Here is a 24,860-nt window from a genome sequence, read left to right on the forward strand (position 1 = left end):
TCGGCATCGCGCCGGCTCAGCCGAAACGCTTGGCCACGAACGCCGGGCGGCGCTTGGGGAGTTTGGCCAGCCTCGCCGGATCGGCAGGCGCGGCCGTGGATTTGCGGCTGGGTGTGGGCTCCGCCTCCTGCTCCTGCAGGAACAGCGTCGCCTCGAACGGCACGCCCGGCGCCTGCCTGGCCGTCCCCGTGCACACCGCGCGCTTGCCGTTGAACGTGCCGGTGATCTGCGCCTCGATCTCGTCGCAGCCGAACACGGTGGTCGGGCCGTCGGCGTATCGGCGCGTCGTCAAGGTCGCCGTGAAGCGGTCCTGGTCGAGCTCGTAGCTGCCGCCATAGACGAACATGCAGTCGCCGCCGGAGATCCTGCCGTTTGCGAGATAGACTATTCCGGTGCCTTCGCCGCGCGGCGTCCGGAACCAGGCCGCATATTGACCGTCTCGTTGCATGGAAGTCACGAACTGCAAACCCTGCGTTGTCCTCTCCCTACGTTGCAAGCGTGGCGGCTGCTACTATGCGTTGCTGCGACGGTTAACGAACCGGGAAGCCGATCGCACAACTTGCGCGAGGCGGTAACGGGCTGGCGCCGGGCCGATCGCACGCGCACGCAACTGTCACAAAATGCCACGGCCTCCGTCAGGGGAGCTAACGGAGGCCGTGTTGGTACATCGCGCCGCGCCTAGGTTCGCGACGAGATGTGGGAGCTCTTGGACAGTTGACTAGAACGGCAGCAGCACGTCCAGCACCTGCTGACCGTAGCGCGGCTGTTGCACGTCGGTGATCTGGCCGCGGCCGCCATAGGCGATGCGGGCCTGCGCGATCTTCGAGGAGTCGATGGTGTTGTCGCTCTGGATGTCCTCCGGGCGCACGATACCGGCCACCACCAGCTCGCGGATCTCGAAGTTGACGCGGATCTCCTGCTTGCCCTCGACCACGAGGTTGCCGTTCGGCAGCACCTGGGTGACGACGGCGGCGACGTTGGTCTGCAGCGCTTCCTGGCGGTTCACCGAGCCCTTGCCGTCGCTGGACGCCGTGGAATCCGCGGTGAGGATACGGCCGGGCAGGATCTTGTTGGCCTGCGTGATGGTCTGCGAACCCAGGAAATTGGTGACGCCGGAATCTTCCGAATTGGTGCGGCTGCGCTGGGTCTCGTTGGCGATCGCCGCCTTGTCGGTGAAGTTCACCGAGATGGTGAGGATGTCGCCGACGCGGGCGGCGCGCTGGTCCTTGAAGAAGGCGCGGGAGCCGTTGCGCCACAGCGAGTTCGGGCTGTAGGAGGCGACCTCGGGCTTCGGCATCGGCATCTGCACCGGCTTGTAGCCGGGCTGGGTGGTCGGATTGTCGATCGACGACAGCTTTGGCTGCTCGCCGATCTGCGACAGGCGGTCGATCGACGAACAGCCGCTGGCGACCGTCCCGAGTGCGAGCAGCGCACCGGCCAGGGTAAGGCGGTTGTTACGGTACTGGGACATGAACTTTTACTCGGCGTTTGGAGCGACTGAACTCAGCTTGACGGGGGCGGAATTGGGTTCGGTGGCATCGGAGGTCGGCGCGGGCCGCGGGTTCGCGACCGCGATCGAAACCTCGGCGCGTCCGGTGACGACGCCGGAGACGACGCGCTTGGACTGCAGATTCATCACGCTGACGACGTCGCCCTCGGCGCCGCCATCCATCGCCTTGCCGCGGATCGTGAGGTAGAGGCCGTCGGCGCGGTAGATCAGCGTCACGCTCTGGTCGCGGGTGACGAGATCGGGCTTCGCCAGATCGGCGACGCGCAGCGCCTGACCGGCGCGCAGCGCGCGGCGCACCTGCATGCCGACGGTGGCGTCGCGCACCGCCGCGTCGTTGCCGACATCGGCTTTCGGACGGCGCTCGACCGACACGTCGGAGGCCTTCAGCACGTCGCCGCGCTCGACATTGCGCGTCAGCACGGCGGCCTCGATGGTCTCGATCGCTGTCCCGGTGAAGCGCAGCTTGGTCGGCGCGCTGCCGGCCTCATTGGTAATCTCGAAGGTGACGTCGAAGCGCGTGGAGCGCGGCTCGTAGCGCACCGCGACCGGCTGCATCGCGCCGGAATTGGTGGCCTCGAGCCTGATGTCGCCGGGATCGCGGTCGAACGTCACCGCAATGTTGCCGGCCCGGCCGAGACCATGGCGGTTCTCCAGCGCCCGCGTCACCTGCTGCTCGATCTCTTTGGTATCGATGGTGCGCGCCAGCCGCGTCACCGTGATCTCCTTGAGATCGCGGGTGTCGACGCCGATCACCTGGCGGGCGCGCAGCGTGCTCAGCACCTGCGCGACCGGCAGCGTGCCGGTGGTGCCGAGATCGGGGGCGCGGTAGATCGCGATGCTGCCGGCGGCACCGGCATTGTCGATGAGGTCGCCGACCCGCACGATGTCGTCCGCGACCGTGACGCTGGCGCGCAGCGTCGGCACCGCGATGGCCGCGCCGCCGCTTTGTGCGGCGGCCGGTGCGGCGGCGAGCGCGAGCAGGGCGGCGGCGATGCGGAGTGAGCGGGCGATCATCGGCATCATCCTCAGCGGAACAGGTTGGCGGTGGACTGCATCATCTGGTCGGCCGCCGAGATCACCTTCGAGTTCATCTCGTAAGCGCGCTGCGCCGCGATCAGGTCGGAGATTTCCGAGACCACTTCGACATTGGCCTGTTCGAGGTTGCTCTGCTGCATGTCGCCATAGCCGTCGGTGTTGGCGATGCCGTCCTGCGGCTGGCCCGAGGCCGGCGTCTCCTGGAACAGATTGTCGCCGATCGGCATCAGGCCGGCCTTGTTGATGAAGCGGGTCAGGCCGATCTGGCCGATATTGGTCGATGCGGTCTGGCCCGGCAGCGTCACCGAGACCTGGCCCTGCGCGTTGATGGTGAGGCCGGAGGCGTTCTGCGGGATCGTGATGGTCGGCTGCAGCAGATTGCCCTGCGCGTTGACGATGCGGCCCTGGTTGTCCATCTGGAACGAACCGTCGCGGGTGTAGGTGAAGGTGCCGTCCGGCATCAGGATCTTGAAGAAGCCTTCGCCGCGGATCGCGATGTCGAGATCGTTGCCGGTCGGCGACAGCGTGCCCTGGGTCATCATGCGCGGCGTGCCGACGGTCTTGACGCCGCCGCCGAGGTCGATGCCCATCGGCAGGATGGTGTTCTGGTCCGAGGCCTGGGCGCCGACCCGGCGCACATGGTCGTAGATCAGGTCCTGGAACGCGGCGCGCTGCTTCTTGTAGCCGGTGGTGCGCAGGTTCGCGATGTTGTTGGAGATCACCTGAACGCTGAGTTCCTGTGCCGCCATTCCGGTCGCAGCGGTGTAGAGTGCGCGCATCGGTCAGTCTCCCGATCAGGCCGGCACGTCGGCGAGCTTCTCGATCGCCGATTTGTGCAGGTCGCTCTGCTGCTGCAGCAGCGAGGCAATTTGGGTGTAGGTCCGCGTGATCTCGATCATGCGGCTCATTTCGGTGACGGAATTGACGTTCGACTTCTCGATGAAGCCCTGGCGGATCACCGACTTGGTGTCGGCCAGCGGCGCCGCGCCTTCGCCCGCCGAGTAGAGGTTGGAGCCGTCCTTCAGCAGGCTCTGGGCCTGCGCGAACGAGACCAGGCGCAGCTTGCCGCGGATCGAGTCGAGCCGGGAGGTGCCCTCGAGCACGGTGATGTTGCCGTCGGGGGCGATCGCGACGTCGTGGTCGGTCTGCTGGAAGGTGATCGGCCCGGCGGTGCCGAGCACCTGATAGCCCGCGGCGTTGACGAGTTGGCCGCGGTTGTTGATCTGCAGATTGCCGTCGCGCGTGTAGCGCTCGCCGGCCGGCGTCTGCACCACCAGGAAGGCCTTGCCGTCGATCGCGACGTCGAGCGGGTTCTTGGTTTCCTCGGTCGGGCCCTGCGCGAAGTCGTGGAAGGTGGCGCGGTCCTGCACGAAGGAGACGCGGCGGTCGGACGACGCGAAATTGTCCTCGTGCGCGTTCGAGCGCAGATATTCCTCGAACAGCGACCGGTCGGCCTTGTAGCCGTTGGTGTTCATGTTGGCGAGGTTGTTGGCAACGACATCCATCTGCCGTTCCAGCACCACCTGCTTCGATAGTCCGACCAGAAGCGTATTCTGCATCGGCGGTTCTCCCCTGTGAGGCGATCCGATGCGTCAGGTTCTCCCAAACCTTAAACTTCGGACCTGTCGTCACCTCGCAGGCTCTCCCAAGCGCGCGAGGTCACGCCGTCCTCTCAGCGAAAGCCGTGCCAACTTGAAATATGGCTTTACTTCAATGTGTTAGGTCTCCGTCCGGGCCCGGCGCGGGGCGGCAGAAAGGTCTTGTTGACCATGTTTGCCCGGCAGTTTTTTCCTAGTCGAAGCTAAATCCTAAGCTTCCGTTAACCATTGTTACCCTAGCGTTGACGGCATTGGGGCGCGTGTGCGCCGGCGGCATTTGTATCGCGTCTTCCTGCCAAGGCTGGGGCAAATCGCGTTCGCATCCTTCGGATGAAGCGAGCGGACGATGGCGGACGAGGACAAGACGGAAGGCGGCGAGGGCGCGGCCGCTCCGAAGAAGGGCAAGCTCAAGCTGATCATTGCCGTCGTCGGCTTCCTCGTCGTGGTCGGCGGGGGCGCTGCGGGCTGGTTCTTCTTCATGCGCGGCCACGGCGAGGAGCAGCACGCCGAAGCGCCGCCGCCGAAGCCGCCGTCCTTCGTCGACGTGCCGGACATGCTGGTCAACCTGGTCGGCGCCCCCGGCGAGCGCGTGCAGTATCTGAAGCTGAAGCTGGTGCTCGAGGTCAAGGAGGAGAAGCAGGTCGAGGCGATCAAGCCGGCGCTGCCGCGCGTCACCGACCTGTTCCAGACCTATATGCGCGAGCTGCGCCCGAGCGACCTCAACGGCTCCGCCGGCCTGTTCCGTCTCAAGGAAGAGCTGACCAAGCGCGTCAATCTGGCGCTGGCGCCCAACCAGGTGAACGCGGTGCTGTTCAAGGAAGTCGTGATCCAGTGACGGGGTGGATGTAAAGCCATGGCCGGCAACGACCAGATGGACCAGGACGCCATTGCCGCGCAGTGGGAGGCCTCGCTCGATTCCGAGGATCCGGCCGCCGCCGCCGCGGAGGCCGCCAAGAACGAACTCACCGAGAGCATGGCGCTGCAATGGGCCGCCATGGTCGAGGACGGCAGCCGCGACTTCGGCGGCAAGAACAACAATGGCGAGCGCGTGCTGTCGCAGGAGGAGATCGACAATCTCCTCGGCTTCACCGTCGGCGATGTCAGCCTCGACGATCACTCCGGCATCCGCGCCATCATCGATTCCGCGATGGTGTCCTACGAGCGTCTGCCGATGCTCGAAATCGTGTTCGACCGCCTGGTGCGGTTGATGACCACGAGCCTGCGCAACTTCACCTCCGACAACGTCGAAGTCTCGCTCGACCGCATCACCTCGGTGCGGTTCGGCGACTACATGAACTCGATCCCGCTGCCGGCGGTGCTGTCGGTGTTCAAGGCGGAGGAGTGGGAGAACTTTGGCCTCGCCACCGTCGACTCCAGCCTGATCTATTCGATGATCGACGTGCTGCTCGGCGGCCGCCGTGGCCAGACCCAGCTGCGGATCGAGGGCCGGCCCTACACCACGATCGAGACCAATCTCGTCAAGCGGCTAGTCGAGGTGGTGCTGGCCGACGCCGAGCAGGCGTTTCGCCCGCTGTCGCAGGTGACGTTCTCGATCGACCGGCTGGAGACCAACCCGCGCTTCGCCGCGATCAGCCGCCCCGCCAATGCCGCGATCCTGGTGCGGCTGCGTATCGACATGGAAGACCGCGGCGGCAATGTCGAATTGCTGCTGCCTTATGCGACCATCGAACCGATCCGCAACGTGCTGTTGCAGATGTTCATGGGCGAAAAATTCGGCCGCGACCCGATCTGGGAAGGCCATTTCGCCACCGAGGTGGCGCAGGCCGAAATCGCGGTCGACGCCGTGCTCTACGAGGCCGACATTCCGCTCAAGGAACTGATGAAGCTGAAGGTCGGCGACACCCTGCCGCTCGACATCCGTTCCGACGCGCTGGTCTCGGTGCGCTGCGGCAACGTCACCCTGACCGAGGGGCGGATGGGCCGCGTCGGCGACCGCGTCGCGATCCGCGTCACCAAGAATTTGCGTAAACCCCAAACCACCTTCGCAATGTTCGAGCAGGCGGACGAGCGGACCAAAATGATGGAGGCACCATGAGTCATGTGCTTGGATTAGCAATCGAGAGTCTGGTGGCCGTGTTGCTGATGCTGACGATCGGCTATTGCTGGCTGCTCAACAAGCGCCTGCAGCGGCTGAAGGCGGACGAGCATTCGCTGAAGGCGACGATCGCGGAGCTGATCACCGCAACCGAGATCGCCGAGCGCGCGATCGGCGGGCTGAAGCACGCCGTGCGCGACGTCAACGAGAACCTCGGCAACCAGCTCGACGCGGCGACGCAAATGTCGGCGCTGCTGCGCAACCAGCTCGCCGAGGGCGACAATGTGGTGCGCCGCCTGTCCAAGATCGCGCAAGCGGCACGGCCCGCGGACCCCGCGCCGGCATCAGCGCCTGCGCCGGTCGCCGCACCGGCGGTCGCGGCGCCCAGGCTCTCGGCGGCGCGCGCGGTTGCTGCCGCGGCTGAAGCCTTCACCGAGCGCAGGAGGGCCGGCGGCCTCGCTGCATGAAGTCGTTTCGTGACATCAGAGTGATGCCTGTGGTGCTGGTCGCTGTCTTCGGCCTGATGGTGCTGAAGATCGCCGGCCTCGTGCTCGATGGCGGCTACGTGTTTGCCGACGATGCCCGGCCGGCCGGGCCCGCCCAGCCATCCTGGGCGCAGCAGAACTTCAACTTCCCTGGCGCCGGCAGGGTCGCTGCCGATAGCAAGTTCAAGGGCGATCCCGCCGACATCACCGGGTCGGTCGAGAAAAAGGAAGCGAAGAAGGAGGAGGCGCCGCAGCCGGCTGCGCCGGCCGCCGAGCCGCCCAAGCCCGACGGTGTCGTGGTCAACCTGAACCAGCCGCCGCCGGTGTCGGCATCCGAACGCGCGATCCTGGAACGGCTGCAGGCGCGCCGCCAGGAGCTCGAGCAGCGTGCCCGCGAAGTCGATATCCGCGAGGGCCTGCTGAAGGCCGCCGAGAAGCGCATCGAGGCCAAGGTCGAGGAGGCCAAGGCCAACGACGCCAAGGCGAGTGCCGAGGCGGCGGAAAAGGCCGCGGCCGAGGCCGCGCGCTTCAAGGGCATCGTCACCATGTACGAGAACATGAAGCCGAAGGACGCCGCAAAGGTGTTCGACCGGCTGGAAATGAACGTGCTCTACCAGATCGCCTCGCAGATCCAGCCGCGCAAGATGTCCGACATCCTCGGCCTGATGCAGCCCGAGGCCGCCGAACGCCTCACCGTCGAACTCGCCCGCAGAGCCAGCGGCGACAAGTCGGCCTCGACGGAAGAACTCCCGAAGATCGAAGGCAAGATGCTGGCGCCGAAGACCAATTGAGGGGGCGGCGTCAGCAGCGATCCTTGCTGCTGCCACGTCCACGTCCGGAGGCTATGCCTCGGGCTCGGATTACATCACTGATCGCTGTTGCAATGAAAGATGGATCGTTCTCGGTCAGCGCCGCTTCGAGGTAAGCGGCCTGCTGTTCAAGCGTGTTGAGATGATCCTGAATGTCGAATTTGGTCGTCTTGAGTGCCATGGGTCGCTCGCTGGACGTCATTCGCCGAGCGCTTGCATCGGTATGTCTACGCTACAGACGCTGTCCCGGTTCTCGATACAGGCCATGATTGCGTCGAGAGAAGAGGGCTCAGGTATCGCTTCACCGTCTTCGGCCAATCCTTTGAGATGAAGAGCCACAGCTTCAGCCGCCATCGCACGGGCGTCGTCCATGTCGGTCCCCGCGGTGATTACGCCGGGTAGGTCGGGAAATGAGACCCCGAAGTCGCTGTCGGGATCCTTATGGATCAGCGCGATGTAATGCCGCATTGGAAATTCCCGTCAGTGGCCGCCGTTTCGGCTGGCCTGGCTCGCCCATCGGCCTCAAGCGCCTTGATAATGCTTGCCTGCGGCGTTCGCAATCCGTTGACGTTAACAGCTCCTTAACGCCGCCAATCCAAGATCGGGACGCGTTAAGCGAGGGCGCTGCGCGTTTGGTATGGCTGAGGTCCCGAGAAGACGTTTCGAGATGGCGCGAACGGCTGCCGCTGGAACATGGTCGCTAGGCCGCGCCTTTACGCGGGCTGCGCGTCTGTGCCTGCTTGTCAGCGGCCTTGCGCTCACAGCCGGCACATACCCGACTGACATACGCGCCCAGGACACCCTTTCGCCGGTGCCGGGTGAGGCCACATTCTCCGCGGCGAATGGCTATGCCCGGCTGGTGCTGAAACTGAAGGAGGACGTCGAGTCGGAGGTGATGACCGCCGGCTCGATCATCCTGATCCGCTTCAAGCGCCCGGTCGATATCCAGGTCGAGAAACTGGGCGATGCGGTGCCCGACTATGTCGGCGCGGCGCGGCGCGATCCCGATGGTACGGCGATCCGCCTGTCACTGGCGCGCCGCGTCACCGTCAACACCATGACCGCGGCCGAGCGCATTTTCGTCGACTTCCTGCCCGACGGCTGGACCGGCCCGCCGCCGCCGCTGCCGCAGGAGGTGGTGCGCGAGCTGGCCGAGCGCGCCCGCGCCGCCGAGCGGTTGCTGCGCGCGCAGCGCGCCGCCGATGCCGCGAAGAAGAAGCCGCCGATGCGGGTCCGCGCGCTGGTGCAGCCGACTTTCGTACGCTTCGTGTTCGAGGTGCCCGACGGCGTCGGCGTCTCCTCGGTGCTGAACGAGCAGAAGCTGACGCTGTCCTTCAACACGGTGCTGAGCTTCGACCTTGCGGATGCCAAGGTCGCGGCGCCGCCGAACGTCGCATCGATCAGCGCGCGCGCCGATGCCGATACGTCGGCGGTCGACATGACGCTGATCGGCGATGCCGACGTGCATTCGTTCCGCGATGAGAAGAACTACATCGTCGACGTCGCGATCCAGCAGAACGAGCAGCAGTCGACGACGAAGGGCGCAATCAGTTCGCTGATGCCGATGCCGCGCGGCAAGCAAAAGGGCATGCCGGCCGCGGCCGTGCCCGTCACATCGGAGAATATTGCGCGCGAGGCCAAGATCGAGATCAAGCCCGAGCCGGCGAAAGCGGAGCCGCAATCCGAGGCCGCCAAGCCTGAACTCGCAAAGCCTGAACCCGCAAAGCCCGAGCAGGGCAGCGCTGAGCCGCCGACAGCCGCGCCGTCTAAATCGGAGCAACCCAAATCGGAGCAACCAAGGTCGGAGCTGCCGAAGATGGCAGCCGCACCTGCAGAAAAGGCGCCGGCCGCCGAAAGCGTCCCGATGCCGGCGGCGCCGCGCGAAGGCAGCGCTGGGACAGCGGTGGAGGAGACCAAGGCGGCTGTCAGCGAGACGATGAAGCCTCCGTCGCCTGTCGCGGAGGCGCCGGCGATGGCGCAGCCGAAGCCTGCCGCGGCGCCATCGCCGCCGGCCGAGGTTCGCGCCGCCGCCAAGTCCGCGGTCGAAGCCCAGCGCGACAGCGACGGGTTGCGCGTGACCTTCGCATTTCCAGCGGCGACGCCGTCCGCATTGTTCCGCCGCGCCGACACGGTGTGGATGGTGTTCGACACGCCTGATGCGATCGACATCGAACCGATCCGCGCCAAGGCCGGCTCGCTGATCTCCGATGTCACCCGGATGGCGCTGGAGAAGGGCCAGGCGGTCCGCTTCCGCCTCAACCGGCCGCAGATGCCTGCGCTCGAGAGCGACGACCGCTCGCGCGGCATCAGCTGGACGCTGACCTTCGCCGACCGGGTGCAGAAGCCGCCGCTGCCGCTGACCGTGGTCCGCAACATCAGCGAGCCGGCGCTCGCCAATGTCAGCGTGCCCTTGGCCAATCCCGGCGAACTGCACAAACTGGTCGATCCCGATGCCGGCGACACACTCTGGGTCGTCACCGCGCCGCCGCCGACCCGCGGCGTCATCAAGCGGCAGGATTTCGTCGAGCTGTCGCTCCTGGAATCGATCCACGGCGTCGTGGTCCATCCGAACGCCGACGACGTCAAGGCGGAGGTCGGCGCCGACAAGGTGATGCTGGGGCGGCCCGGCGGGCTGACGCTGTCATCGGCCGACGTCGCCGCCGAACGCGCCACCGCCGCGGTGAAGCCGCTGTTCGATACCGATGAGTGGCGCAAGAACCAATCGGAGAATTTCGTCAAGCGGCTCGACAGCCTGATTGCGGCTGCCGCGGCGGCCAATGCCGAGCAGCTCCCCGAGGCGCGGCGCGATCTCGCCGATTTCTACATGGCGCACGGCCTGTATGACGAAGCTCACGGCGTCACCAATCTGATCCTGTCCGAAAGCAAGCGCGGCAGCGAGCTTGCCTCGGTCGTGATGATCCACGCGGTCGCCAGCATCCTGATCGGGCGCCCGGCGCAGGGCGTCAAGGATCTCGCCAATCCCGTGATCGGCAACGGCTATGATTCCCAATTGTGGAAGGGGCTCGCCTTCGCGCGCGAAGGCAGATGGGCGGAGGCGCGGGAGAAGTTCAAGAATTCCGAGTTCGCGGTGGCGACGCTGCCGCCCGACCTGCAGCGCATCATCACGATGGATTCGATGAAGGCCGCGCTCGAGGTCAAGGACTATGCCGGCGCGGCGCGGCGCAAGAGCGACCTCGACGTGGTCGGCGTCCCCGCCGAGCTGAAGCCGGCGGTTGCCGTGTTGCGGGGACGGCTCGCCGAAGCGCTCGGCCAGGAGAAGGATGCGCTCGACGCCTACAAGTTCGCCGCGAATTCGGCCGATCGCCAGGCCGCGGCCGAAGGCAAGCTGCTCGAAACCCTGCTGCGGCAGAAGCGCGGCGAGATCGGCCGCGACGACGTGCTGAAGGAGCTCGAGCTGCTGTCGATGATGTGGCGTGGCGACTCCATCGAATTGAAGACGCTGTACGTGCTGTCGAAGATCTATGCCGAGACCGGCCGTTACGCCGACGCCTTCGCGGTGACCCGCGCGGCGACCCGCCTGCAGCCGAACGCGCCGGAATCGCGCCAGGCGCAGGATGCCGCCTCGGCGCTGTTCGTGCAGCTGTTCCTCGGCCCCAAGGGCGACGAGATGTCGCCGATCGATGCGCTCGGCACCTTCTATGAATATCGCGAGCTGACCCCGATCGGCCGCCGCGGCGACGAGATGATCCGCCGGCTCTCCGACCGCCTGGTCGGCGTCGACCTGCTCGACCAGGCCGCCGATCTCCTGCAGTACCAGGTCGACAAGCGGCTCGAGGGCGCGGCGCGCGCCCAGGTCGCGGCGCGGCTGGCGATGGTCTATCTGATGAACCGCAAGCCGGACCGCGCCATCGCCGCGCTGCGCTCGACCCGGATCGCCGACCTCTCCGGCGAACTGCGACAGCAGCGGCTGCTGCTGGAAGCGCGGGCGCAGAGCGATGTCGGCCGGCACGACCTTGCGCTCGACATCATCTCCAACATCACCGGGCGCGAGGCGGTCCGCCTGCGCTCGGATATCTACTGGGCATCGCGACACTGGCGCGAGGCCTCCGAGCAGATCGAACTCTATTACGCCGACCGCTGGCGCGACTTCACTCCGCTCAATGCCGGCGAGAAGGCCGACGTCATCCGCGCCGTGGTCGGCTACGCGCTGGCCGAAGACACCATCGGACTGTCGCGGTTCCGCGAGAAATACGCGCCGCTGATGTCCGGCGATGCCGACAAGCTGGCATTCGACGCCGCCAGCAAGCCGGTGGCGACCTCAAGCGCCGAGTTCGCCCAGATCGCGCGGATGGCCGCCAGCGTCGATACGCTGGACGGCTTCATCCGCGAGATGAAGTCCCGCTTCGGCGACACCACCGCCCGCGCGCCGCTGGCCGATCCGGTCACGACCGGATCGCTGCCGGACCAGCCGAAGGTCGAGCCGGTGAGCGCGCTGCCCACGATCAAGGGCGAGCGGCGCGCCAGCGCGTCACAGTAACACCCCTCGACAGACGGCTGCCGAACCGGCAACCTTGCGGCGATTGCCAGCCGGGAGGACGCCGTCACCATGTCGAAATCGATCAAGACCGAAGCCGAACTCATCGCGATGGCGCGGGCCGAGCTGAAGGTGCATTCCGATTGCCCGGACGGCATCAACATCTCGGTGCTGCGCGACGGCGACAGCTGGGAATTCCGCGCCAGCGCCGACGAGGCCACGATCGCAAAGCCCGGCTATCCCGAATGCGTCGCCATGCTGGTGCAGATCGGCGACCATCTCAGCAAGCAGTTTGACGTGAAGGGCTAGCGGGCGGCGGCGCAGCGGGGGAGCGATGGACCGCATCGACGCCATGAAGGTCTTCGTCGCGGCGGTCGACGAGGGCAGCCTTGCCGGGGCGGGCAGGCGTTTGCGGCGCTCGCCGGCGGCGGTCAGCCGCGCGATCGCGTTCCTCGAACATCACGTCGGCGCCGAGCTGCTGCACCGGACCACACGGTCGCTGAAGCTGAGCGAGACCGGCCTGCGTTATGCGACGGCGTGCCGGCGCATCCTCACCGAGCTCGAGGAAGCCGACATCGCAGCCGGCGGCGAGCGCACCGCGCCACGCGGCACGCTGACCATCACTGCGCCGGTGGTGGTGGGCGAAGACGTGCTGCGGACGGTGCTCGACGCCTTCATGAGCGAATATCCGGCGGTGACGGTGCGGCTGGTGATGCTCGACCGCACCGTCAATTTGATCGACGAGGGCATCGACGTCGCGTTGCGCATCGCCCATCTCGCCGATTCCAACTTCGTGGCGATCAAGCTCGGCGAGGTGCGCCGCGTCGTCGCGGCATCACCCGGCTATCTCGCGAAACACCCCGCCATCAACGAGCCGGCCGATCTCGTCAAACACCAGATCATCGCGATGACGCATTTCGGGATCGACTCCTGGAGCTTTCCGCCGGCGGCGAAGTCGAAGGTTGCGCGCGCCATCCAGTTCGCGCCGCGGCTCGTGGTCAACACGGTGCGCGCGGCGGTCGCCTCGGCCGCGGAAGGGCACGGCGTCACGCGGCTGTTCTCGTATCACATCGCCGAGGAGATCCGCGACGGGCGGCTGCGGATCCTGCTCGGCAAGGACGAGCATCCGCCGCTGCCGGTGCATCTCTTGGCGCCGCAGGGGCGCTTCGACGTGCCGAAGGTGCGCGCCTTCGTCGATTTCGCGACGCCGCGGCTGAAGCGCTATTTCGAGCAGCTGTCGCGCGAGGCCAATCGCGCGGCTGCCAAGGCGCGATAAGCATCGTCGCGCTTTGGCACCATTCGAGCCGTTTCCGGATCAATTTCATTCGTTCGCCGCGCGGAAGAGTGTCTGCCGAATAGCGGGCATTCGCACGAAACGCGGATGTATCTAGCTTCCTCTCCATCGAGGCGGTGCTGATGCCGCTTCAGCAACAGATGGAGAGAAATCATGGGTGCAGAGCAGAAAGTTGTCATCGTCACCGGCGCGTCGCAGGGGCTCGGCGAGGCCATCGTCAGGGGTTATCGCGACCGCAACTACCGCGTCGTGGCCAATTCTCGCAGCATCAAGCCGTCGACCGACAGCGATGTGTTCGCCATTGCCGGCGACATATCCGATCCGGCGACTGCCGAGCGGATCGTGGCGCAGACGCTGGACCGCTTCGGCCGCATCGATACGCTGGTCAACAATGCCGGCATCTTCGTCGCCAAGCCGTTCACGGACTACACCGACGAGGACTATGCGAAGGTGTTGGCGACCAACCTCAACGGCTTCTTCTACATCACCCGCCGCGTGGCGAAGGAGATGGTGAAGCAGGGCTCCGGGCATATCGTGCAGATCACGACCAGCCTCGTGGACCACGCCAACAGCAACGTGCCCTCGGTGTTGGCGTCGCTGACCAAAGGCGGGCTGAACGCGGCGACCAAGTCGCTGGCGATCGAATATGCCGCCAAGGGCATCCGCGTGAATGCGGTATCGCCCGGCGTGATCAAGACGCCGATGCACGCGCCGGCGACGCATGACTTCCTCGCCAAGCTGCATCCGGTCGGGCGGATGGGCGAAGCCAAGGACATCGTCGATGCCGTGCTGTTCCTGGAGAACGCAGGCTTCGTCACCGGCGAGATCCTGCATGTCGACGGCGGCCAGAGCGCCGGTCACTAGAGCGCGATCAGGAGCGTGTCATGCCAATCGTCACCAGGTCACGCGTGAGGGGACGGCGCCGGGGGCGTCGTCCACCACGCGGGAGCAGAAGGCCGCGCTGATCAAGGGCGCCAGCGAGTTGCTGCGCGACGTGCTCGGCAAGCCGATGGAATCGACCTTCGTCGTCATCGAGGAAGTCGACACCCACAATTGGGGCTGGGGCGGAGTGCCCGCGCTCGAGTATCGCAAGAAGCTCGCCGCATCGCGTGCAGCGCCGCCGACCTCCGCCACCTGACGTCCTGCACCTCTCCCGATCGGGAGAGGTGCTCCACGGCCGTCGCTGCCAACGATCGCTGCGATCGCAACAAATCATTTTTCGCGAACTGCCCAAGAGCCTAACTGCCATGTCAATGTCCGCCAATGTCGATCATCACCACTCCGCGCGGCATCGCGAAGCGGGCCAGCCGCTGTGGCTCCTGGCGGCCGCCGGACTGTGCGCCTCGCTGGTCGGGCTCGGGCTGGCGCGCTTCGCCTACACGCCGCTGATCCCGGCGCTGATTGCCGCAAAATGGTTCACGCCGGCGGAGGCGGTCTATCTCGGCGCCGCCAATCTGGCCGGCTATCTCGCCGGTGCGCTGATCGCCCGCGATCTCGGCGCGCGCATCGGCCAGGTCTGGGCACTGCGCAGCATGATGGCGCTCGCCGCCATCACTTGCTTCGCCTGTGCGGTGCCGATCTCGTTCATCTGGTTCTTCGGCTTCCGCGTCCTCGCCGGCGTCAGCGGCGGCGTGATCATGGTGCTGGCGGCAACCGCGATCCTGCCGCACACCGCACCACACAAGCGTGGCCTGGTCGGCGGCGTGATCTTCGCCGGCGTCGGGCTCGGCGTCGCGTCGTCAGGCACGCTGGTCCCGCTGTTGCTGCAGCAGGGCGTCAAGCAGGCCTGGTACGGCCTCGGCGTGCTGTCGGCGGTGCTGACCGTGATCAGCTGGAAGGCGTGGCCGGCCGACGCATCCGCAGTGCATGGCGGCGAGCAGCATCACGCCGCGGCGCATGGCGTGCGCGCGCCGCTGGTGATTGCGCTGTGCCTGGAATACGGCCTCAACGCGCTGGCGCTGGTGCCGCACATGGTGTTTCTGGTTGATTTCGTCGCGCGCGGGCTTGGGCAGGGGATCGCTGCCGGGTCGCACTATTGGGTGCTCTATGGCCTCGGCGCCGTGGTCGGCCCGCTGTTGACCGGCCATCTCGCCGATCGCGCAGGGTTTGCCGCGGCGCTCCGCGTCGCCTTCCTGATCGAAGCCGTCGCGGTTGCAATCCCCGCCGTGACGACGTCGCCCGCCGCGCTGATTGTCTCGAGCCTCATCGTCGGCGGCTTTACGCCCGGTATCGTGCCGCTGGTGATCGGCCGCATTCACGAGTTGATCCCGCATTCCGCGGCGAGCCAGCGGGCGGCGTGGGCGCAGGCCACCACGGCCTTCGCGTTGTTCCAGGCCGCGGGCGCCTACGGGCTGTCCTATCTGTACGCGCATAACGGCGGCGACTACGCGCTGCTGTTCGTGATCGGCGCCGCCGCGGTGGTCGTCGCGCTGGCGATCGAGCTCGTCGGCGTCGTCACGCTGGGGCGCGGGCGCGGCTAGCCGCGCAACGCCTTCGCCAGCACCGCGACAAAGCGATCGGTGTCGGCCTCGTCGTTGAAGACGTGCGGCGAGATCCGCATCCGGCCGAGCCGCAGCGCGACGTGGATGTTCTCGGCGGCGAGGTGCGCGATCAAATCCTTCATGATGCCGCCCGCCATGCCGAGGCTGAGGATGTGCGGCGCGCGCAAATGGCGCGCCAGCACGTTGAGGCCGAGATCGCTGACGCCGTCGGCGATCCGCTGCGTCAGCATCGCAAGCCGCGCGCTGACCGCGGCGGTGCCCCATTCCGCCATCATCTCCATGCCTATGGAAGCCATCTCCAGCGAGATGAAGTGATCGCGCTCGCCCATGTCGTAGCGCCTGGCGTTGTCGACATAGCCGAGATCGCCGAAATAGACCGGGTTCTCGGAGTTGACGTTGCGGCGGCCGGCGGAGGTCTGCTCCAGCGGCACGCCGGTGTGATGACGTTTTGCCACATAGAGGAAGGCCCGGCCGTAAGGGCCGATCAGCCATTTGTAGGTTGGGAACAGCACGGCGTCGGGATCGAGCTTGGTGACGTCCATGGCCAGCACGCCCGCGCCTTGCGTCGCGTCGATCACGAACATCGCACCGTGCCGCCGCAGCGCCGCTTGCACCTTGTCGACGTCGATCATGCCGCCATCCGACCAGTGCACCGACGAGATCGAGGCGAGGCCGACCGGCGGCGCGCCCGGCCGCTCGATCGCCGCCAGCACCGCCGAGGTCCAGTCGCCATCCGCAGGCTGGCGCACGGTCTCGACGACAAAGCCCTGCGCCTCGGCGCGGCCGTGCCATTCCAGCACCGGCGAGGAGTGATCGTTCTCCAGCACGATCACGCGAGTGCCGCGGGGAATCGTTAGCACTTTCGCCATCGTCGCGACGCCGTAGCTGATCGCCGGGATCAGCGCGACATCGTTGGCGTCGGCATTGATCAGGCGCGCCGCCGCGGTGCGGGCGCGCTCATGCTGGCGGCCGGCAAAGCCTGCATCCAGCGTCCAGGGCTGTCCCTTGCGCCCGACCGCTGCGCGGCCGGCTTCGAGCGTCCGCCGGGGCAAGGGGCTGTAGGACGCCGAGTTCAGGTAGCAGACCTCGCGTGGGATCTCGAACAGGTCGCGCTGGGATGGAAGCATGTCGGCTCGTTGCTGGACGTTGCAGATGGTGGAGCAGGGATCGACCGACCGTCATCCGTCGTACTGATCCGGCCCCATCGCCCACTGCGCCTGGTCATAGCCATGGGCAAAGGTGCGATTGGTCTGCGCCGGATTGCGGTTGATCAGCGGCCGCAGATACATCGGATGCGTGGCGCTGCGCACCTCGTGCTCGACGGTGAACAGGTGCCTGCCATCGGCGGGATCGACGATGTCGCAGAAGCGGTACTGGTATTGATTGTCCTCGCGCGAGACCAGGTTGCGTTCGCGCAGCCGGCGGTAGGGGCCCGAGAAATCCGTGATGTAGATCTGGACGTGATGGCCGTCGAACTCGCCCTGCACGTGGTCGCTCTCGCGGAATTGCAGATATTGATCCTTGCCGACCTTGGCGCGCGCCACGACGCCGTCGCCATCGGCAAGGCTCGCCGGAATGCCCATGATCTGCGGATAGAACCGGCTGATCCCCTCCGCGGTGCCGCGCGGCACCTCGAACTCGACATAGGGCATGCCGAGCGCGATGCGGCCGAACCGACCGGCGTCGGGTTCATAGCAGCGCAGCCGGTTGCCCCAGGGGCAGGTGGCCTCGATGTGGTTATTGTGCGCGCGATAGGCGAAGGCGGTGCCTTCGAGCCTGGGTGCGACCGCGGCGAGGCGCGCCAGCAGCGCTTCGCGCCCGGCAATCACGATGCCGGTGTGCCCGCGCAAGACCTGCGGCCGGCCGGTCGGCAGATGAAACTGGCTGCGCCCGGCATTCACCCACATGTTGCTGTCCGAGACCATCAGATAGGGATCGCGCGTCAGCCCGATGCCGGCAACGTAGAACAGCGTGGCGAGGCGCTGGTCCGGCACCTGCACATTGACATGCTCGAGATGGATGGCGTTGCCGAGATCTTCTGCGGCACGGTCGAATGGCTGCTGCATGGACGCGGATCCTCGGATGCGATGCCGCGCATGATAGTGCAACGCCGTGGCCGATCCAGCGGAGAGGCCATGAGCGTTGCGCGGGGCTACCCCCCGTAGCTCTGCACCAGGCCGTGGATCTCTATCTAACGGCGGTCATTGGACGGGAGGATTGGCAGGCATTTGGTCCATGGCCGCCATCTTTCGAAGGATGCCTACCAGCCAAAGCAAGTCTTCGCTCTTGATCTCCGTACCAAGATCGCCATGGACGAGCTGATTGCGCTGGTCCGACAAAACCCTCATCCGATCGGCCTCAGCGGGGGTCAGCACGCCTTCTTGACCCAATACCTGCACCAAACGTGCTGGCGCTTGCGGCCGATCGAGTGTTTCCGCAAACGAAGCTCTTCCTTCTGCTTCGAACGTTGCCCACGCAAGCAGAAACGCCGCGCGCAAAGCGTTCAATTGCCCGAGTTGTTCGATCTCCTCAATCGCGCCGTCGATCGCCTGACGGGATTGCACGGGGACGGTCTTGCCTGACGATGTAGGTGCTACGAGTAGAACCTTGAGTTCCCACTCGCGTTGCTTGGCGAATCGCGCTGCGACCTCTTTCAGCTTCTCGCTTCCGGATGACCTCGCTACCTCCAGGACGATCTTCTTGCCGTTGCCCGTTGCAACGGCATCCGGAACGTAGTCGCCGAGAAATTCAGGAACGAGGGGCGCGCGAGGCTGCACGAATACGTCATACCCTTCCGACTCAAGCCGCGTGATCTCGCGTTGTAGCACCTGGTCTTCAATCGCGGTGTTGCTCATCGCAAATCCTCGAAGGGGTCGTTGGACACCCGCACATACAGCACTGGTTTCGTCCCAGTGATCGCGTCGACGACCGCTGTCGACGGGTTTGAAAAGCTGAAAACGTTGCCGGGCTCGAACTTTTGGACCACGACACGTTCAACCTGCCCGTCATCCAGGTAAATATGGGCGGTAAGGGCGTCCAAGACAAGCTTGACGATATTGTCAACGTCTCCCGCCATGGGCTCGTCCGGGAGGTAGTAGAGAGTAACGGCCATGCGTTGATCAGAGGCAAAATGCGGTTGAGGAATGACACTTCGGCTGGCGACCTTCACGCGGTCTTTCCAGGCGTCTCGCGCATCGGAGTTCTTGGCTTGAAACGAAACGGGCGTACCGTACACGAGAAACTCTATTGGAAACGAGATTTCCATCGGCTGGGCCCGCACCTCACGCCATGCATGCTAATGAGACGCGCCTAGTTGTCAATTCGGGCGATGGTCTCTGGTGGTTGCATTTGCCCGTATGAGGGCAAGCTCCGCTGCGGGGCTACCCCCCGTAGCTCTGCACCAGGCTGCCGGCGACCAAGGACCAGCCGTCGACCAGCACGAAGAAGATCAGCTTGAACGGCAGCGAGACCACGACCGGCGGCAGCATCATCATGCCCATCGACATCAAGACCGACGCCACCACGAGGTCGATGATCAGGAACGGCAGGAACAGCAGGAAGCCGATCTCGAAGGCGCGCTTCAGTTCGGAGATCATGAAGGCCGGCACAAGGATACGCAGCGACATCTCCTCCGGCGTCGCCGGCGGCGGCTCGCCGGATAGGTCCATGAACAATTTTAGGTCCTTCTCGCGCACGTTCTTCTGCATGAAGCCGCGCAGCGGCACCGAGGCGCGCTGCAGCGCCTCCTCGACGCCGATCTGGTTGGCGACCAGCGGCTTGATGCCGTCGTCATAGGATTTTTGCAGCACCGGCCCCATCACGAAGGCGGTGAGGAACATCGCGAGCGCAATCATCACCGAGTTCGGCGGCGCCGTGGCGGTGCCGAGCGCGGTGCGGAGCAGCGACAGCACGACCACGATGCGCGTGAACGACGTCATCATGATCAGGATCGACGGCGCGAGCGACAGCACCGTGAGCAGCGCGATCAGCTGGATCGCGCGTTCGGTGACGCCGCCATTGCCGCCGCCGAGATTGATGGAGATGTCCTGCGCCATCGCCGGGTCGGCGAGGGACCCGGCGGCAATCAGGACAGCGATGAAACAAACTCTACGCGGGACCGACCCGAACCTCACGTAGGGGTCTTCGGCCGGCCGAGCAGCGAGGCCATCTCGTCCTCGAGATTCTCGAACCCGCTCTTCGGTGCGGCGGGGCCGGCGGGCGGCGGCTCGCTGCGCGGCGGACGCACCGGCGGTGCATCGGGCGCAACCGGCGGCGCGACGGTCTCGCCACCCCCGGACGGGCGGCGCAGCGCCGCCTCAAGCCGCTGCGCCATCTCAGCGAGATTGGCGTCGGCGCTCGATTGCGGCGGCGGCGCGGGTGGCGCCGGTGGTGTCGGGGCCGGCGTTGCGGCCTGCGGCGGCGGAGGAGGGGGCGGCGGCGGTGCAACGGCACGCTCGGTCGGGCGCAGCGGCGGCGGCATTTTGGGCGGCTCGGCGGCGCGCGGCGCACGCGGGATCGGCGGTTCGGCGCGCGGCAGCCGCGGCGGCATCGGATCGGGCCGCGGCTCGGCACGTTCGGGCCGCCCGGTCACCGGCTCGGGCGAGAAGCCGGCGAGCGGGTCGCCGCGGCGCTCGGCGGCGGGCGCCGGCCGGCGCATCTCCTCGAAGGCGGGCCGCGACGGCCGCGGGGGCGGCGGCGGCAGCTCAGGCTCCGAAGGCTCGAACATGTCGGGGCGGGCGGCTTCGCTGTCGCTCCAGGCCGCGTCCGGAAGCGGCGCGACGCGCGGCGGCGCCGCGTCGGGAGCGACCGCCGGGCGGCTCGACATCTGGTCGCGTCCGGGAATGGCGCGGACGATATTGGGCTCGACGACGATGTCGGTCGGGCCGCCGATCATCAGCAGGTGCTCGATGTTGTCGCGGCGGACCAGCACCAGGCGGCGGCGGCCGTCGACGGCGGCGGCGTCGATCACCGCCAGCCGCGGCATTCGTCCGCGGTTGGTGCTGGCACCGAGCCGGCTGCTGCCGAAGCGGCGCACGAGCCATGCGGCAAGGATGATCAGCGCCAGCACGGCGACGAACGCCAAGACGAATGTTAGTCCCATATTGGAGTCCCCGGCCATGTGGCCTTCCTCAGCTTCCGCCTTCAGCGAGCGCGGACTGACAGTGCGGGTTTGCGCAAAGCGAATCGCGCCCGAGATTCGCCTTATTTCTTAATTCGCAGGCGGCTCTGTCGCCGACCGTCCTATTTGTAAACCAAGAATCGCTTGTCCCAAAACGACTTCTCAGCGCCCCACGCTGTTCTTGGTCGGGCCTGGTTAACGCAGCTTTCGTGGCGAAAATGCGCTCACAAGCCGCAATGCAGAGGTTCTCCACGGATCAGTCCGGCATTTTAACCAGCCGTTAACCATACACCGGGCAAATTCTGCCTACCTCCGGGCGTCCCACGGGTCGTCCGAGAGGTTAACGGAGTCGCGGCCACCATGTCCATGAACGATCTCCCGATCCTGTCGGCGCTGCGCACCAAGATGCAGTGGCACCAGGAGCGCCAGCGCGTGCTCGCCGAGAACATCTCCAATTCCGACACGCCGAACTTCCGGCCCCACGACCTGGTGGAGCCCAAGTTCGACAAGGCCGGCGCTACGGTCGGCGGCGGTTTCGGGACGCTGCCGATGATGCAGACCAGCGCCACCCACATGGCGGCGGCGGGCGCGCCGGACACCTTCGATAATGACCGCGGCAGGGGCGCGTTCCAGACCCGGCCGGCCGGCAACGCGGTCAATCTCGAAGAGCAGATGATGAAGGTCTCCGCCAATCAGATGGACTACGCGGCGGTGACGTCGCTCTACACCCGCAGCCTCGGGATGCTCAAGACCGCGATCGGCAAGCGCTGAGGCGCCGGAAGGACCAGACCATGGCAGACGGACCAGGTGATTTCGCCCGCTCGATGATGATCGCGACGTCAGGCCTGCGCGCGCAGGCCGGGCGGATGCGGGTGATCTCGGAAAATATCGCCAACGCCGATTCGACCGCGCAGAGCGCCGGCGGTGATCCCTACCGCCGCAAGGTGCCGACCTTCTCCTCGACGCTCGACCGCACGCTCGACGCGCAGGTGGTGGCGCTCGGCAAGGTGCGGCCCGACCAGTCCGCCTTCCGCGTCAAATACGAGCCGGGCAACCCGGCGGCCGACGCCGCGGGCAACGTCAAATATCCCAACGTCAATTCGCTGGTCGAAATGACCGACATGCGCGACGCCCAGCGCTCCTATGAGGCCAACCTCAACATCATCAGCGCGACGCGGCGGATGATCCAGCGCACGCTCGACATCCTCAAATCCTGACGCGGCACAGAAAAACAGGGACCGTAAATCATGGCTTCACCGACAGTCGCCGCCAACGCCTATGCCAGCCTCCAGAAGATGATGGAGCGCGGCGGCGCCGAGAAGGCGGGCCAGGCCACGGCCGGCCCCTCATTCAGCGCGCTGCTGAAGGATTCGGTTGGCAGCGTGCTGGAGGCGGGCAAAAAGTCCGACGCGCAGACCGTCGCGATGGCCTCCGGCAAGGCGAATGTGATGGACGTGGTGACGGCGGTCGCGGAGACCGACGTTGCCGTGTCGACGCTGGTCTCGGTGCGCGACCGCGTGATCCAGGCCTACGAAGACATCATGAAGATGCCGATCTGACGTCGCTTGCGACGTCATTCCGGGGCGCGCATCGAACCCGGAATCTCGAGGTTCCGGGTTCGATGCTTCGGATCGCCCCGGACCGACAGTGCAAGACAACAGCGAGAACAACAATGACCGGCCCTGAAACCCTCGACGTGGCGCGTGATGCGATCTGGACCATCGTGGTGGTGTCGTCGCCGCTGATGGTGGTCGGGCTCGTGGTCGGCGTCGTGGTGTCGCTGTTCCAGGCGCTGACCCAGATCCAGGAGCAGACCCTGATCTTCGTGCCGAAGATTCTGGCGATCTTCGTCACATTATTGCTGGCGCTGCCGTTCATGGCGGACTCGCTGCACAGCCACATGATGCGGATTTCGTCGCGAATCATCGGCGGTTGAGGCAGTAATGCTCCGGTCATGCGCATCGACGTCTCCGTGCTGCCGGCGCTGGCCGCCATCTTCGTGCTGGTCTTCGCGCGCGTGGGCGCGATGGTGATGCTGCTGCCCGGCTTCGGCGAGACCAACATCCCGGCGCGGGTGAAACTGTCGATCGCGCTGCTGCTGACGCTGATCATCCTGCCGCTGCATCGCAACGCCTATCATGTCGACGTCACCTCGATCTCCTCGCTCGGGGTGCTGATGGTGCATGAGCTGATCATCGGCGTCGTGCTCGGCGCCACCGCGCGGGTGACGCTTTCTGCGCTCAACGTCGCAGGCTCGGTGATCGCCCAGCAACTCGGCCTCGGCTTCGTCACCGCGGTCGATCCGACCCAGGGCCAGCAAGGCCAGATCATCGGCAACTTCCTCACCATCCTCGGCCTGACGCTGCTGTTTGCCACCGACAGCCATCATCTGGTGATCGCGGCGCTGAGCGAGAGCTACCGGATCTTCTCGCCGGGCGAGGTGATGCCGACCGGCGACGTCGCCAAGCTTGCGACCACGGCGTTCGCGGCGGCGTTCAAAATCGGCCTGCAACTCTCGGCGCCGTTCCTGGTGTTCGGCCTTGTCTTCAACATCGGGCTCGGCGTGCTGGCGCGGCTGATGCCGCAGATGCAGGTCTATTTCGTCGGCGTGCCGCTCTCGATCATGATCGGCTTTGTGATCTTCGGCGTCGTGCTCGCGGCGATGATGGGCACCTATCTCGACTACTTCCTCGGCGTCATGCGCCAGCTTGCTCCGATGAACTAGAGCGTTTTCGAGCGAAGTGGAGACCGGTTCGCGTGAAGAAACGCATCAAAACAAGGACCAAAAGCATGATGCGATTTGCTCGCATCATGCTTTAGGGAGCAGAGATGGCCGACGATAGCGAAGACAAAACAGAAGACCCCACGCAAAAACGTCTCGACGACGCGCTCGAGAAAGGCGACGTCGTCAAGAGCCAGGAGGTCAACACCTGGTTCATCATCGCCGGCGCCACCTTGGTGCTGTCGACGTTTTCCGGCTCGGTCGGCGGCGGCATCATGATGCCCTTGCGCAATCTGATCGCCAATTCCTGGATGCTCCGCACCGACGGCGCCGGGCTCATGCATCTGACTCAGTCGCTCGGCTATGTCGTGATCGCTGCGGTCGGCGTGCCGTTCCTGATGCTGGCGCTGTCCGCGATCGCGGGCAACATGGTGCAGCACCGCCTGGTGTGGTCGGGCGAGCAGCTCAAGCCGAAACTCTCCAAGATCTCGCCGGGCGCCGGCTTCAAGCGGCTGTTCGGCAAGCAGGCGCTGGCGAACTTCCTCAAGGGCCTGTTCAAGCTGATCGGGCTCGGGGCCGTGATGGTCATGGTGCTGTGGCCGGACCGGATGCGCATGGAATCCTTCATGCGCGTCGATCCGGCCGAGCTGCTGCCGGCGATCACCGGCATGACGGTGCATCTTTTGGCCGCGGTTGTCGCGATCCTCGCGGCGGTGGCGATCGGCGATTACTTCTTCCAGTACCGGACCTGGTTCGAGCGGCAGAAGATGTCGCTGCAGGAGATGAAGGAGGAGTTCAAGCAGTCGGAAGGCGACCCGCACGTCAAGGGCAGGATCAAGCAGTTGCGGGTGCAGCGCGCCAAGAAGCGCATGATGGCCCAGGTTCCCAAGGCCTCGGTCATCATCACCAACCCGACCCATTTCTCGGTGGCGCTGGCCTACGACCGCACCATGACGGCGCCGGTCTGCGTCGCCAAGGGCGCCGACGTCCTCGCCTTCAAGATCAGGGAGATCGCCAAGGCGCACGACATCCCGATCGTGGAAAACGTGCCGCTGGCCCGGGCGCTCTATGCCACCGTCGAGGTCGACCAGGAGATCCCGGTCGAGCACTATCACGCGGTTGCCGAAATCATCGGCTACGTGATGCGGCTGAAACGCGGCCTGTCCGGGCTGCGCGGGTGAGGGATATCCGCTTGAAATACGCGTTACTTGCGAAATAGCCGCCTGATGGACTTGC

At 66.0% G+C, this 24,860-nt stretch carries 28 protein-coding genes and 1 pseudogene; 16 read left to right on the forward strand and 13 right to left on the reverse strand.

What is annotated here, in order from left to right; all coding sequences use genetic code 11:
* Nucleotides 1–16 precede the first annotated feature (16 nt).
* The 5 genes from CI41S_RS33845 to flgF form a co-directional block, all read right to left on the reverse strand.
* Nucleotides 17–448 (reverse strand): hypothetical protein, encoded by a 432-nt coding sequence (locus CI41S_RS33845; RefSeq protein ID WP_172628289.1) that lies wholly within the window; start codon nucleotides 446–448, stop codon nucleotides 17–19.
* A gap of 270 nt (nucleotides 449–718) precedes the next feature.
* Nucleotides 719–1,471, reverse strand: coding sequence for a flagellar basal body L-ring protein FlgH (flgH, locus tag CI41S_RS33850; RefSeq protein ID WP_139863364.1), 753 nt, complete (start codon nucleotides 1,469–1,471; stop codon nucleotides 719–721).
* A 6-nt stretch (nucleotides 1,472–1,477) separates the two neighbouring features.
* On the reverse strand, nucleotides 1,478–2,533 hold the full coding sequence (flgA, locus tag CI41S_RS33855) for a flagellar basal body P-ring formation chaperone FlgA (RefSeq protein ID WP_139863365.1): 1,056 nt from the start codon (nucleotides 2,531–2,533) through the stop codon (nucleotides 1,478–1,480).
* A 2-nt stretch (nucleotides 2,534–2,535) separates the two neighbouring features.
* Nucleotides 2,536–3,324, reverse strand: a complete 789-nt coding sequence (gene flgG / locus CI41S_RS33860) for a flagellar basal-body rod protein FlgG (protein WP_139484887.1) — start codon at nucleotides 3,322–3,324, stop codon at nucleotides 2,536–2,538.
* Between the two features lie 15 nt (nucleotides 3,325–3,339).
* Complete coding sequence (flgF, locus tag CI41S_RS33865) at nucleotides 3,340–4,104, reverse strand: flagellar basal-body rod protein FlgF (RefSeq protein ID WP_139863366.1); 765 nt, start codon at nucleotides 4,102–4,104, stop codon at nucleotides 3,340–3,342.
* 385 nt (nucleotides 4,105–4,489) lie between these two features.
* Here flgF and fliL point away from each other — a divergent pair, with 385 nt between their 5' ends.
* The 4 genes from fliL to CI41S_RS33885 are packed head-to-tail and all read left to right on the forward strand — an operon-like array spanning nucleotide 4,490 to nucleotide 7,475.
* Nucleotides 4,490–4,978, forward strand: coding sequence for a flagellar basal body-associated protein FliL (fliL, locus tag CI41S_RS33870; RefSeq protein ID WP_139484885.1), 489 nt, complete (start codon nucleotides 4,490–4,492; stop codon nucleotides 4,976–4,978).
* An 18-nt stretch (nucleotides 4,979–4,996) separates the two neighbouring features.
* The gene (gene fliM / locus CI41S_RS33875; protein ID WP_139863367.1) at nucleotides 4,997–6,199 is read left to right on the forward strand and encodes a flagellar motor switch protein FliM; all 1,203 of its coding nucleotides are present in this window, start codon (nucleotides 4,997–4,999) and stop codon (nucleotides 6,197–6,199) included.
* Nucleotides 6,196–6,666: a DUF6468 domain-containing protein gene (locus tag CI41S_RS33880; protein WP_139484883.1), complete on the forward strand. Its 471-nt coding sequence runs from the start codon at nucleotides 6,196–6,198 to the stop codon at nucleotides 6,664–6,666. The genes fliM and CI41S_RS33880 overlap by 4 nt, the downstream gene beginning before the upstream one ends.
* A complete protein-coding gene (locus tag CI41S_RS33885) occupies nucleotides 6,663–7,475 on the forward strand; it encodes a MotE family protein (protein ID WP_139484882.1) in 813 nt (270 codons plus the stop codon). The genes CI41S_RS33880 and CI41S_RS33885 overlap by 4 nt, the downstream gene beginning before the upstream one ends.
* 10 nt (nucleotides 7,476–7,485) lie before the next feature.
* Here CI41S_RS33885 and CI41S_RS33890 read toward each other — a convergent pair whose 3' ends face one another.
* On the reverse strand, nucleotides 7,486–7,674 hold the full coding sequence (locus tag CI41S_RS33890) for a helix-turn-helix domain-containing transcriptional regulator (RefSeq protein WP_139484881.1): 189 nt from the start codon (nucleotides 7,672–7,674) through the stop codon (nucleotides 7,486–7,488).
* 47 nt (nucleotides 7,675–7,721) lie between these two features.
* A pseudogene (locus CI41S_RS33895) lies at nucleotides 7,722–7,961 on the reverse strand (type II toxin-antitoxin system HicB family antitoxin); the annotation flags it as partial.
* Nucleotides 7,962–8,160: 199 nt separating this feature from the next.
* On the opposite strand from CI41S_RS33895, the gene CI41S_RS33900 reads away from it, so the two are divergent.
* The 6 genes from CI41S_RS33900 (at nucleotide 8,161) to CI41S_RS33925 (ending at nucleotide 15,762) form a co-directional block, all read left to right on the forward strand.
* Nucleotides 8,161–11,991 carry a tetratricopeptide repeat protein gene (locus CI41S_RS33900; RefSeq protein WP_139863368.1) on the forward strand — a complete coding sequence of 1,277 codons (3,831 nt, stop codon included), beginning with the start codon at nucleotides 8,161–8,163 and terminating at the stop codon, nucleotides 11,989–11,991.
* A gap of 69 nt (nucleotides 11,992–12,060) precedes the next feature.
* Nucleotides 12,061–12,297: a hypothetical protein gene (locus tag CI41S_RS33905; RefSeq protein ID WP_139863369.1), complete on the forward strand. Its 237-nt coding sequence runs from the start codon at nucleotides 12,061–12,063 to the stop codon at nucleotides 12,295–12,297.
* 25 nt (nucleotides 12,298–12,322) lie between these two features.
* Entirely contained in the window at nucleotides 12,323–13,264 is a 942-nt protein-coding gene (locus CI41S_RS33910; protein WP_139863370.1) for a LysR family transcriptional regulator, read from the forward strand.
* Between the two features lie 171 nt (nucleotides 13,265–13,435).
* Nucleotides 13,436–14,146 (forward strand): SDR family NAD(P)-dependent oxidoreductase, encoded by a 711-nt coding sequence (locus tag CI41S_RS33915; protein ID WP_139863371.1) that lies wholly within the window; start codon nucleotides 13,436–13,438, stop codon nucleotides 14,144–14,146.
* Nucleotides 14,115–14,420 carry a tautomerase family protein gene (locus tag CI41S_RS33920; protein ID WP_139863372.1) on the forward strand — a complete coding sequence of 102 codons (306 nt, stop codon included), beginning with the start codon at nucleotides 14,115–14,117 and terminating at the stop codon, nucleotides 14,418–14,420. Before CI41S_RS33915 ends, CI41S_RS33920 begins: the two co-directional genes overlap by 32 nt.
* A gap of 109 nt (nucleotides 14,421–14,529) precedes the next feature.
* Complete coding sequence (locus CI41S_RS33925) at nucleotides 14,530–15,762, forward strand: YbfB/YjiJ family MFS transporter (RefSeq protein WP_244626761.1); 1,233 nt, start codon at nucleotides 14,530–14,532, stop codon at nucleotides 15,760–15,762.
* Here CI41S_RS33925 and CI41S_RS33930 read toward each other — a convergent pair.
* From CI41S_RS33930 to CI41S_RS33955, 6 genes are all read right to left on the reverse strand, one after another.
* A complete protein-coding gene (locus CI41S_RS33930; protein ID WP_139863373.1) occupies nucleotides 15,759–16,910 on the reverse strand; it encodes an aminotransferase class V-fold PLP-dependent enzyme in 1,152 nt (383 codons plus the stop codon). The two genes, CI41S_RS33925 and CI41S_RS33930, sit on opposite strands and share 4 nt — an antisense overlap.
* A gap of 51 nt (nucleotides 16,911–16,961) precedes the next feature.
* On the reverse strand, nucleotides 16,962–17,849 hold the full coding sequence (locus CI41S_RS33935) for a hypothetical protein (protein ID WP_139863374.1): 888 nt from the start codon (nucleotides 17,847–17,849) through the stop codon (nucleotides 16,962–16,964).
* A 135-nt stretch (nucleotides 17,850–17,984) separates the two neighbouring features.
* Nucleotides 17,985–18,638: a hypothetical protein gene (locus CI41S_RS33940; RefSeq protein WP_139484871.1), complete on the reverse strand. Its 654-nt coding sequence runs from the start codon at nucleotides 18,636–18,638 to the stop codon at nucleotides 17,985–17,987.
* Nucleotides 18,635–19,048, reverse strand: coding sequence for a RusA family crossover junction endodeoxyribonuclease (locus CI41S_RS33945; protein WP_139484936.1), 414 nt, complete (start codon nucleotides 19,046–19,048; stop codon nucleotides 18,635–18,637). The genes CI41S_RS33940 and CI41S_RS33945 overlap by 4 nt, the downstream gene beginning before the upstream one ends.
* Nucleotides 19,049–19,163: 115 nt before the next feature.
* Nucleotides 19,164–19,916: a flagellar type III secretion system pore protein FliP gene (gene fliP, locus CI41S_RS33950; protein ID WP_139863375.1), complete on the reverse strand. Its 753-nt coding sequence runs from the start codon at nucleotides 19,914–19,916 to the stop codon at nucleotides 19,164–19,166.
* On the reverse strand, nucleotides 19,913–20,902 hold the full coding sequence (locus tag CI41S_RS33955; protein WP_139863376.1) for a flagellar biosynthetic protein FliO: 990 nt from the start codon (nucleotides 20,900–20,902) through the stop codon (nucleotides 19,913–19,915). Before CI41S_RS33955 ends, fliP begins: the two co-directional genes overlap by 4 nt.
* 360 nt (nucleotides 20,903–21,262) lie before the next feature.
* Here CI41S_RS33955 and flgB point away from each other — a divergent pair, with 360 nt between their 5' ends.
* The 6 genes from flgB (at nucleotide 21,263) to flhB (ending at nucleotide 24,805) form a co-directional block, all read left to right on the forward strand.
* Entirely contained in the window at nucleotides 21,263–21,673 is a 411-nt protein-coding gene (flgB, locus tag CI41S_RS33960) for a flagellar basal body rod protein FlgB (protein ID WP_139863377.1), read from the forward strand.
* 20 nt (nucleotides 21,674–21,693) lie between these two features.
* Nucleotides 21,694–22,119: a flagellar basal body rod protein FlgC gene (flgC, locus tag CI41S_RS33965; RefSeq protein ID WP_139863378.1), complete on the forward strand. Its 426-nt coding sequence runs from the start codon at nucleotides 21,694–21,696 to the stop codon at nucleotides 22,117–22,119.
* 30 nt (nucleotides 22,120–22,149) lie between these two features.
* Nucleotides 22,150–22,461, forward strand: a complete 312-nt coding sequence (gene fliE / locus CI41S_RS33970) for a flagellar hook-basal body complex protein FliE (RefSeq protein ID WP_139863379.1) — start codon at nucleotides 22,150–22,152, stop codon at nucleotides 22,459–22,461.
* A gap of 113 nt (nucleotides 22,462–22,574) precedes the next feature.
* Entirely contained in the window at nucleotides 22,575–22,838 is a 264-nt protein-coding gene (fliQ, locus tag CI41S_RS33975) for a flagellar biosynthesis protein FliQ (RefSeq protein ID WP_139484865.1), read from the forward strand.
* Between the two features lie 18 nt (nucleotides 22,839–22,856).
* Complete coding sequence (gene fliR, locus CI41S_RS33980; RefSeq protein WP_139484864.1) at nucleotides 22,857–23,627, forward strand: flagellar biosynthetic protein FliR; 771 nt, start codon at nucleotides 22,857–22,859, stop codon at nucleotides 23,625–23,627.
* 104 nt (nucleotides 23,628–23,731) lie between these two features.
* On the forward strand, nucleotides 23,732–24,805 hold the full coding sequence (gene flhB, locus CI41S_RS33985) for a flagellar biosynthesis protein FlhB (protein WP_139863380.1): 1,074 nt from the start codon (nucleotides 23,732–23,734) through the stop codon (nucleotides 24,803–24,805).
* The last annotated feature ends 55 nt before the right edge of the window (nucleotides 24,806–24,860 follow it).

It is taken from the genome of Bradyrhizobium ivorense (assembly GCF_900696085.1).
Classification (GTDB): domain Bacteria; phylum Pseudomonadota; class Alphaproteobacteria; order Rhizobiales; family Xanthobacteraceae; genus Bradyrhizobium; species Bradyrhizobium ivorense.

Bases quoted from the DNA above. Each gene is read 5' to 3' on its own strand.
- CI41S_RS33845 (WP_172628289.1), bottom strand. From the start codon at position 448: ATGCAACGAGACGGTCAATATGCGGCCTGGTTCCGGACGCCGCGCGGC.
- flgH (WP_139863364.1), bottom strand. From the start codon at position 1,471: ATGTCCCAGTACCGTAACAACCGCCTTACCCTGGCCGGTGCGCTGCTC.
- flgA (WP_139863365.1), bottom strand. From the start codon at position 2,533: ATGATGCCGATGATCGCCCGCTCACTCCGCATCGCCGCCGCCCTGCTC.
- flgG (WP_139484887.1), bottom strand. From the start codon at position 3,324: ATGCGCGCACTCTACACCGCTGCGACCGGAATGGCGGCACAGGAACTC.
- flgF (WP_139863366.1), bottom strand. From the start codon at position 4,104: ATGCAGAATACGCTTCTGGTCGGACTATCGAAGCAGGTGGTGCTGGAA.
- fliL (WP_139484885.1), top strand. From the start codon at position 4,490: ATGGCGGACGAGGACAAGACGGAAGGCGGCGAGGGCGCGGCCGCTCCG.
- fliM (WP_139863367.1), top strand. From the start codon at position 4,997: ATGGCCGGCAACGACCAGATGGACCAGGACGCCATTGCCGCGCAGTGG.
- CI41S_RS33880 (WP_139484883.1), top strand. From the start codon at position 6,196: ATGAGTCATGTGCTTGGATTAGCAATCGAGAGTCTGGTGGCCGTGTTG.
- CI41S_RS33885 (WP_139484882.1), top strand. From the start codon at position 6,663: ATGAAGTCGTTTCGTGACATCAGAGTGATGCCTGTGGTGCTGGTCGCT.
- CI41S_RS33890 (WP_139484881.1), bottom strand. From the start codon at position 7,674: ATGGCACTCAAGACGACCAAATTCGACATTCAGGATCATCTCAACACG.
- CI41S_RS33900 (WP_139863368.1), top strand. From the start codon at position 8,161: ATGGCGCGAACGGCTGCCGCTGGAACATGGTCGCTAGGCCGCGCCTTT.
- CI41S_RS33905 (WP_139863369.1), top strand. From the start codon at position 12,061: ATGTCGAAATCGATCAAGACCGAAGCCGAACTCATCGCGATGGCGCGG.
- CI41S_RS33910 (WP_139863370.1), top strand. From the start codon at position 12,323: ATGGACCGCATCGACGCCATGAAGGTCTTCGTCGCGGCGGTCGACGAG.
- CI41S_RS33915 (WP_139863371.1), top strand. From the start codon at position 13,436: ATGGGTGCAGAGCAGAAAGTTGTCATCGTCACCGGCGCGTCGCAGGGG.
- CI41S_RS33920 (WP_139863372.1), top strand. From the start codon at position 14,115: ATGTCGACGGCGGCCAGAGCGCCGGTCACTAGAGCGCGATCAGGAGCG.
- CI41S_RS33925 (WP_244626761.1), top strand. From the start codon at position 14,530: ATGTCAATGTCCGCCAATGTCGATCATCACCACTCCGCGCGGCATCGC.
- CI41S_RS33930 (WP_139863373.1), bottom strand. From the start codon at position 16,910: ATGCTTCCATCCCAGCGCGACCTGTTCGAGATCCCACGCGAGGTCTGC.
- CI41S_RS33935 (WP_139863374.1), bottom strand. From the start codon at position 17,849: ATGCAGCAGCCATTCGACCGTGCCGCAGAAGATCTCGGCAACGCCATC.
- CI41S_RS33940 (WP_139484871.1), bottom strand. From the start codon at position 18,638: ATGAGCAACACCGCGATTGAAGACCAGGTGCTACAACGCGAGATCACG.
- CI41S_RS33945 (WP_139484936.1), bottom strand. From the start codon at position 19,048: ATGGAAATCTCGTTTCCAATAGAGTTTCTCGTGTACGGTACGCCCGTT.
- CI41S_RS33955 (WP_139863376.1), bottom strand. From the start codon at position 20,902: ATGGCCGGGGACTCCAATATGGGACTAACATTCGTCTTGGCGTTCGTC.
- flgB (WP_139863377.1), top strand. From the start codon at position 21,263: ATGTCCATGAACGATCTCCCGATCCTGTCGGCGCTGCGCACCAAGATG.
- flgC (WP_139863378.1), top strand. From the start codon at position 21,694: ATGGCAGACGGACCAGGTGATTTCGCCCGCTCGATGATGATCGCGACG.
- fliE (WP_139863379.1), top strand. From the start codon at position 22,150: ATGGCTTCACCGACAGTCGCCGCCAACGCCTATGCCAGCCTCCAGAAG.
- fliQ (WP_139484865.1), top strand. From the start codon at position 22,575: ATGACCGGCCCTGAAACCCTCGACGTGGCGCGTGATGCGATCTGGACC.
- fliR (WP_139484864.1), top strand. From the start codon at position 22,857: ATGCGCATCGACGTCTCCGTGCTGCCGGCGCTGGCCGCCATCTTCGTG.
- flhB (WP_139863380.1), top strand. From the start codon at position 23,732: ATGGCCGACGATAGCGAAGACAAAACAGAAGACCCCACGCAAAAACGT.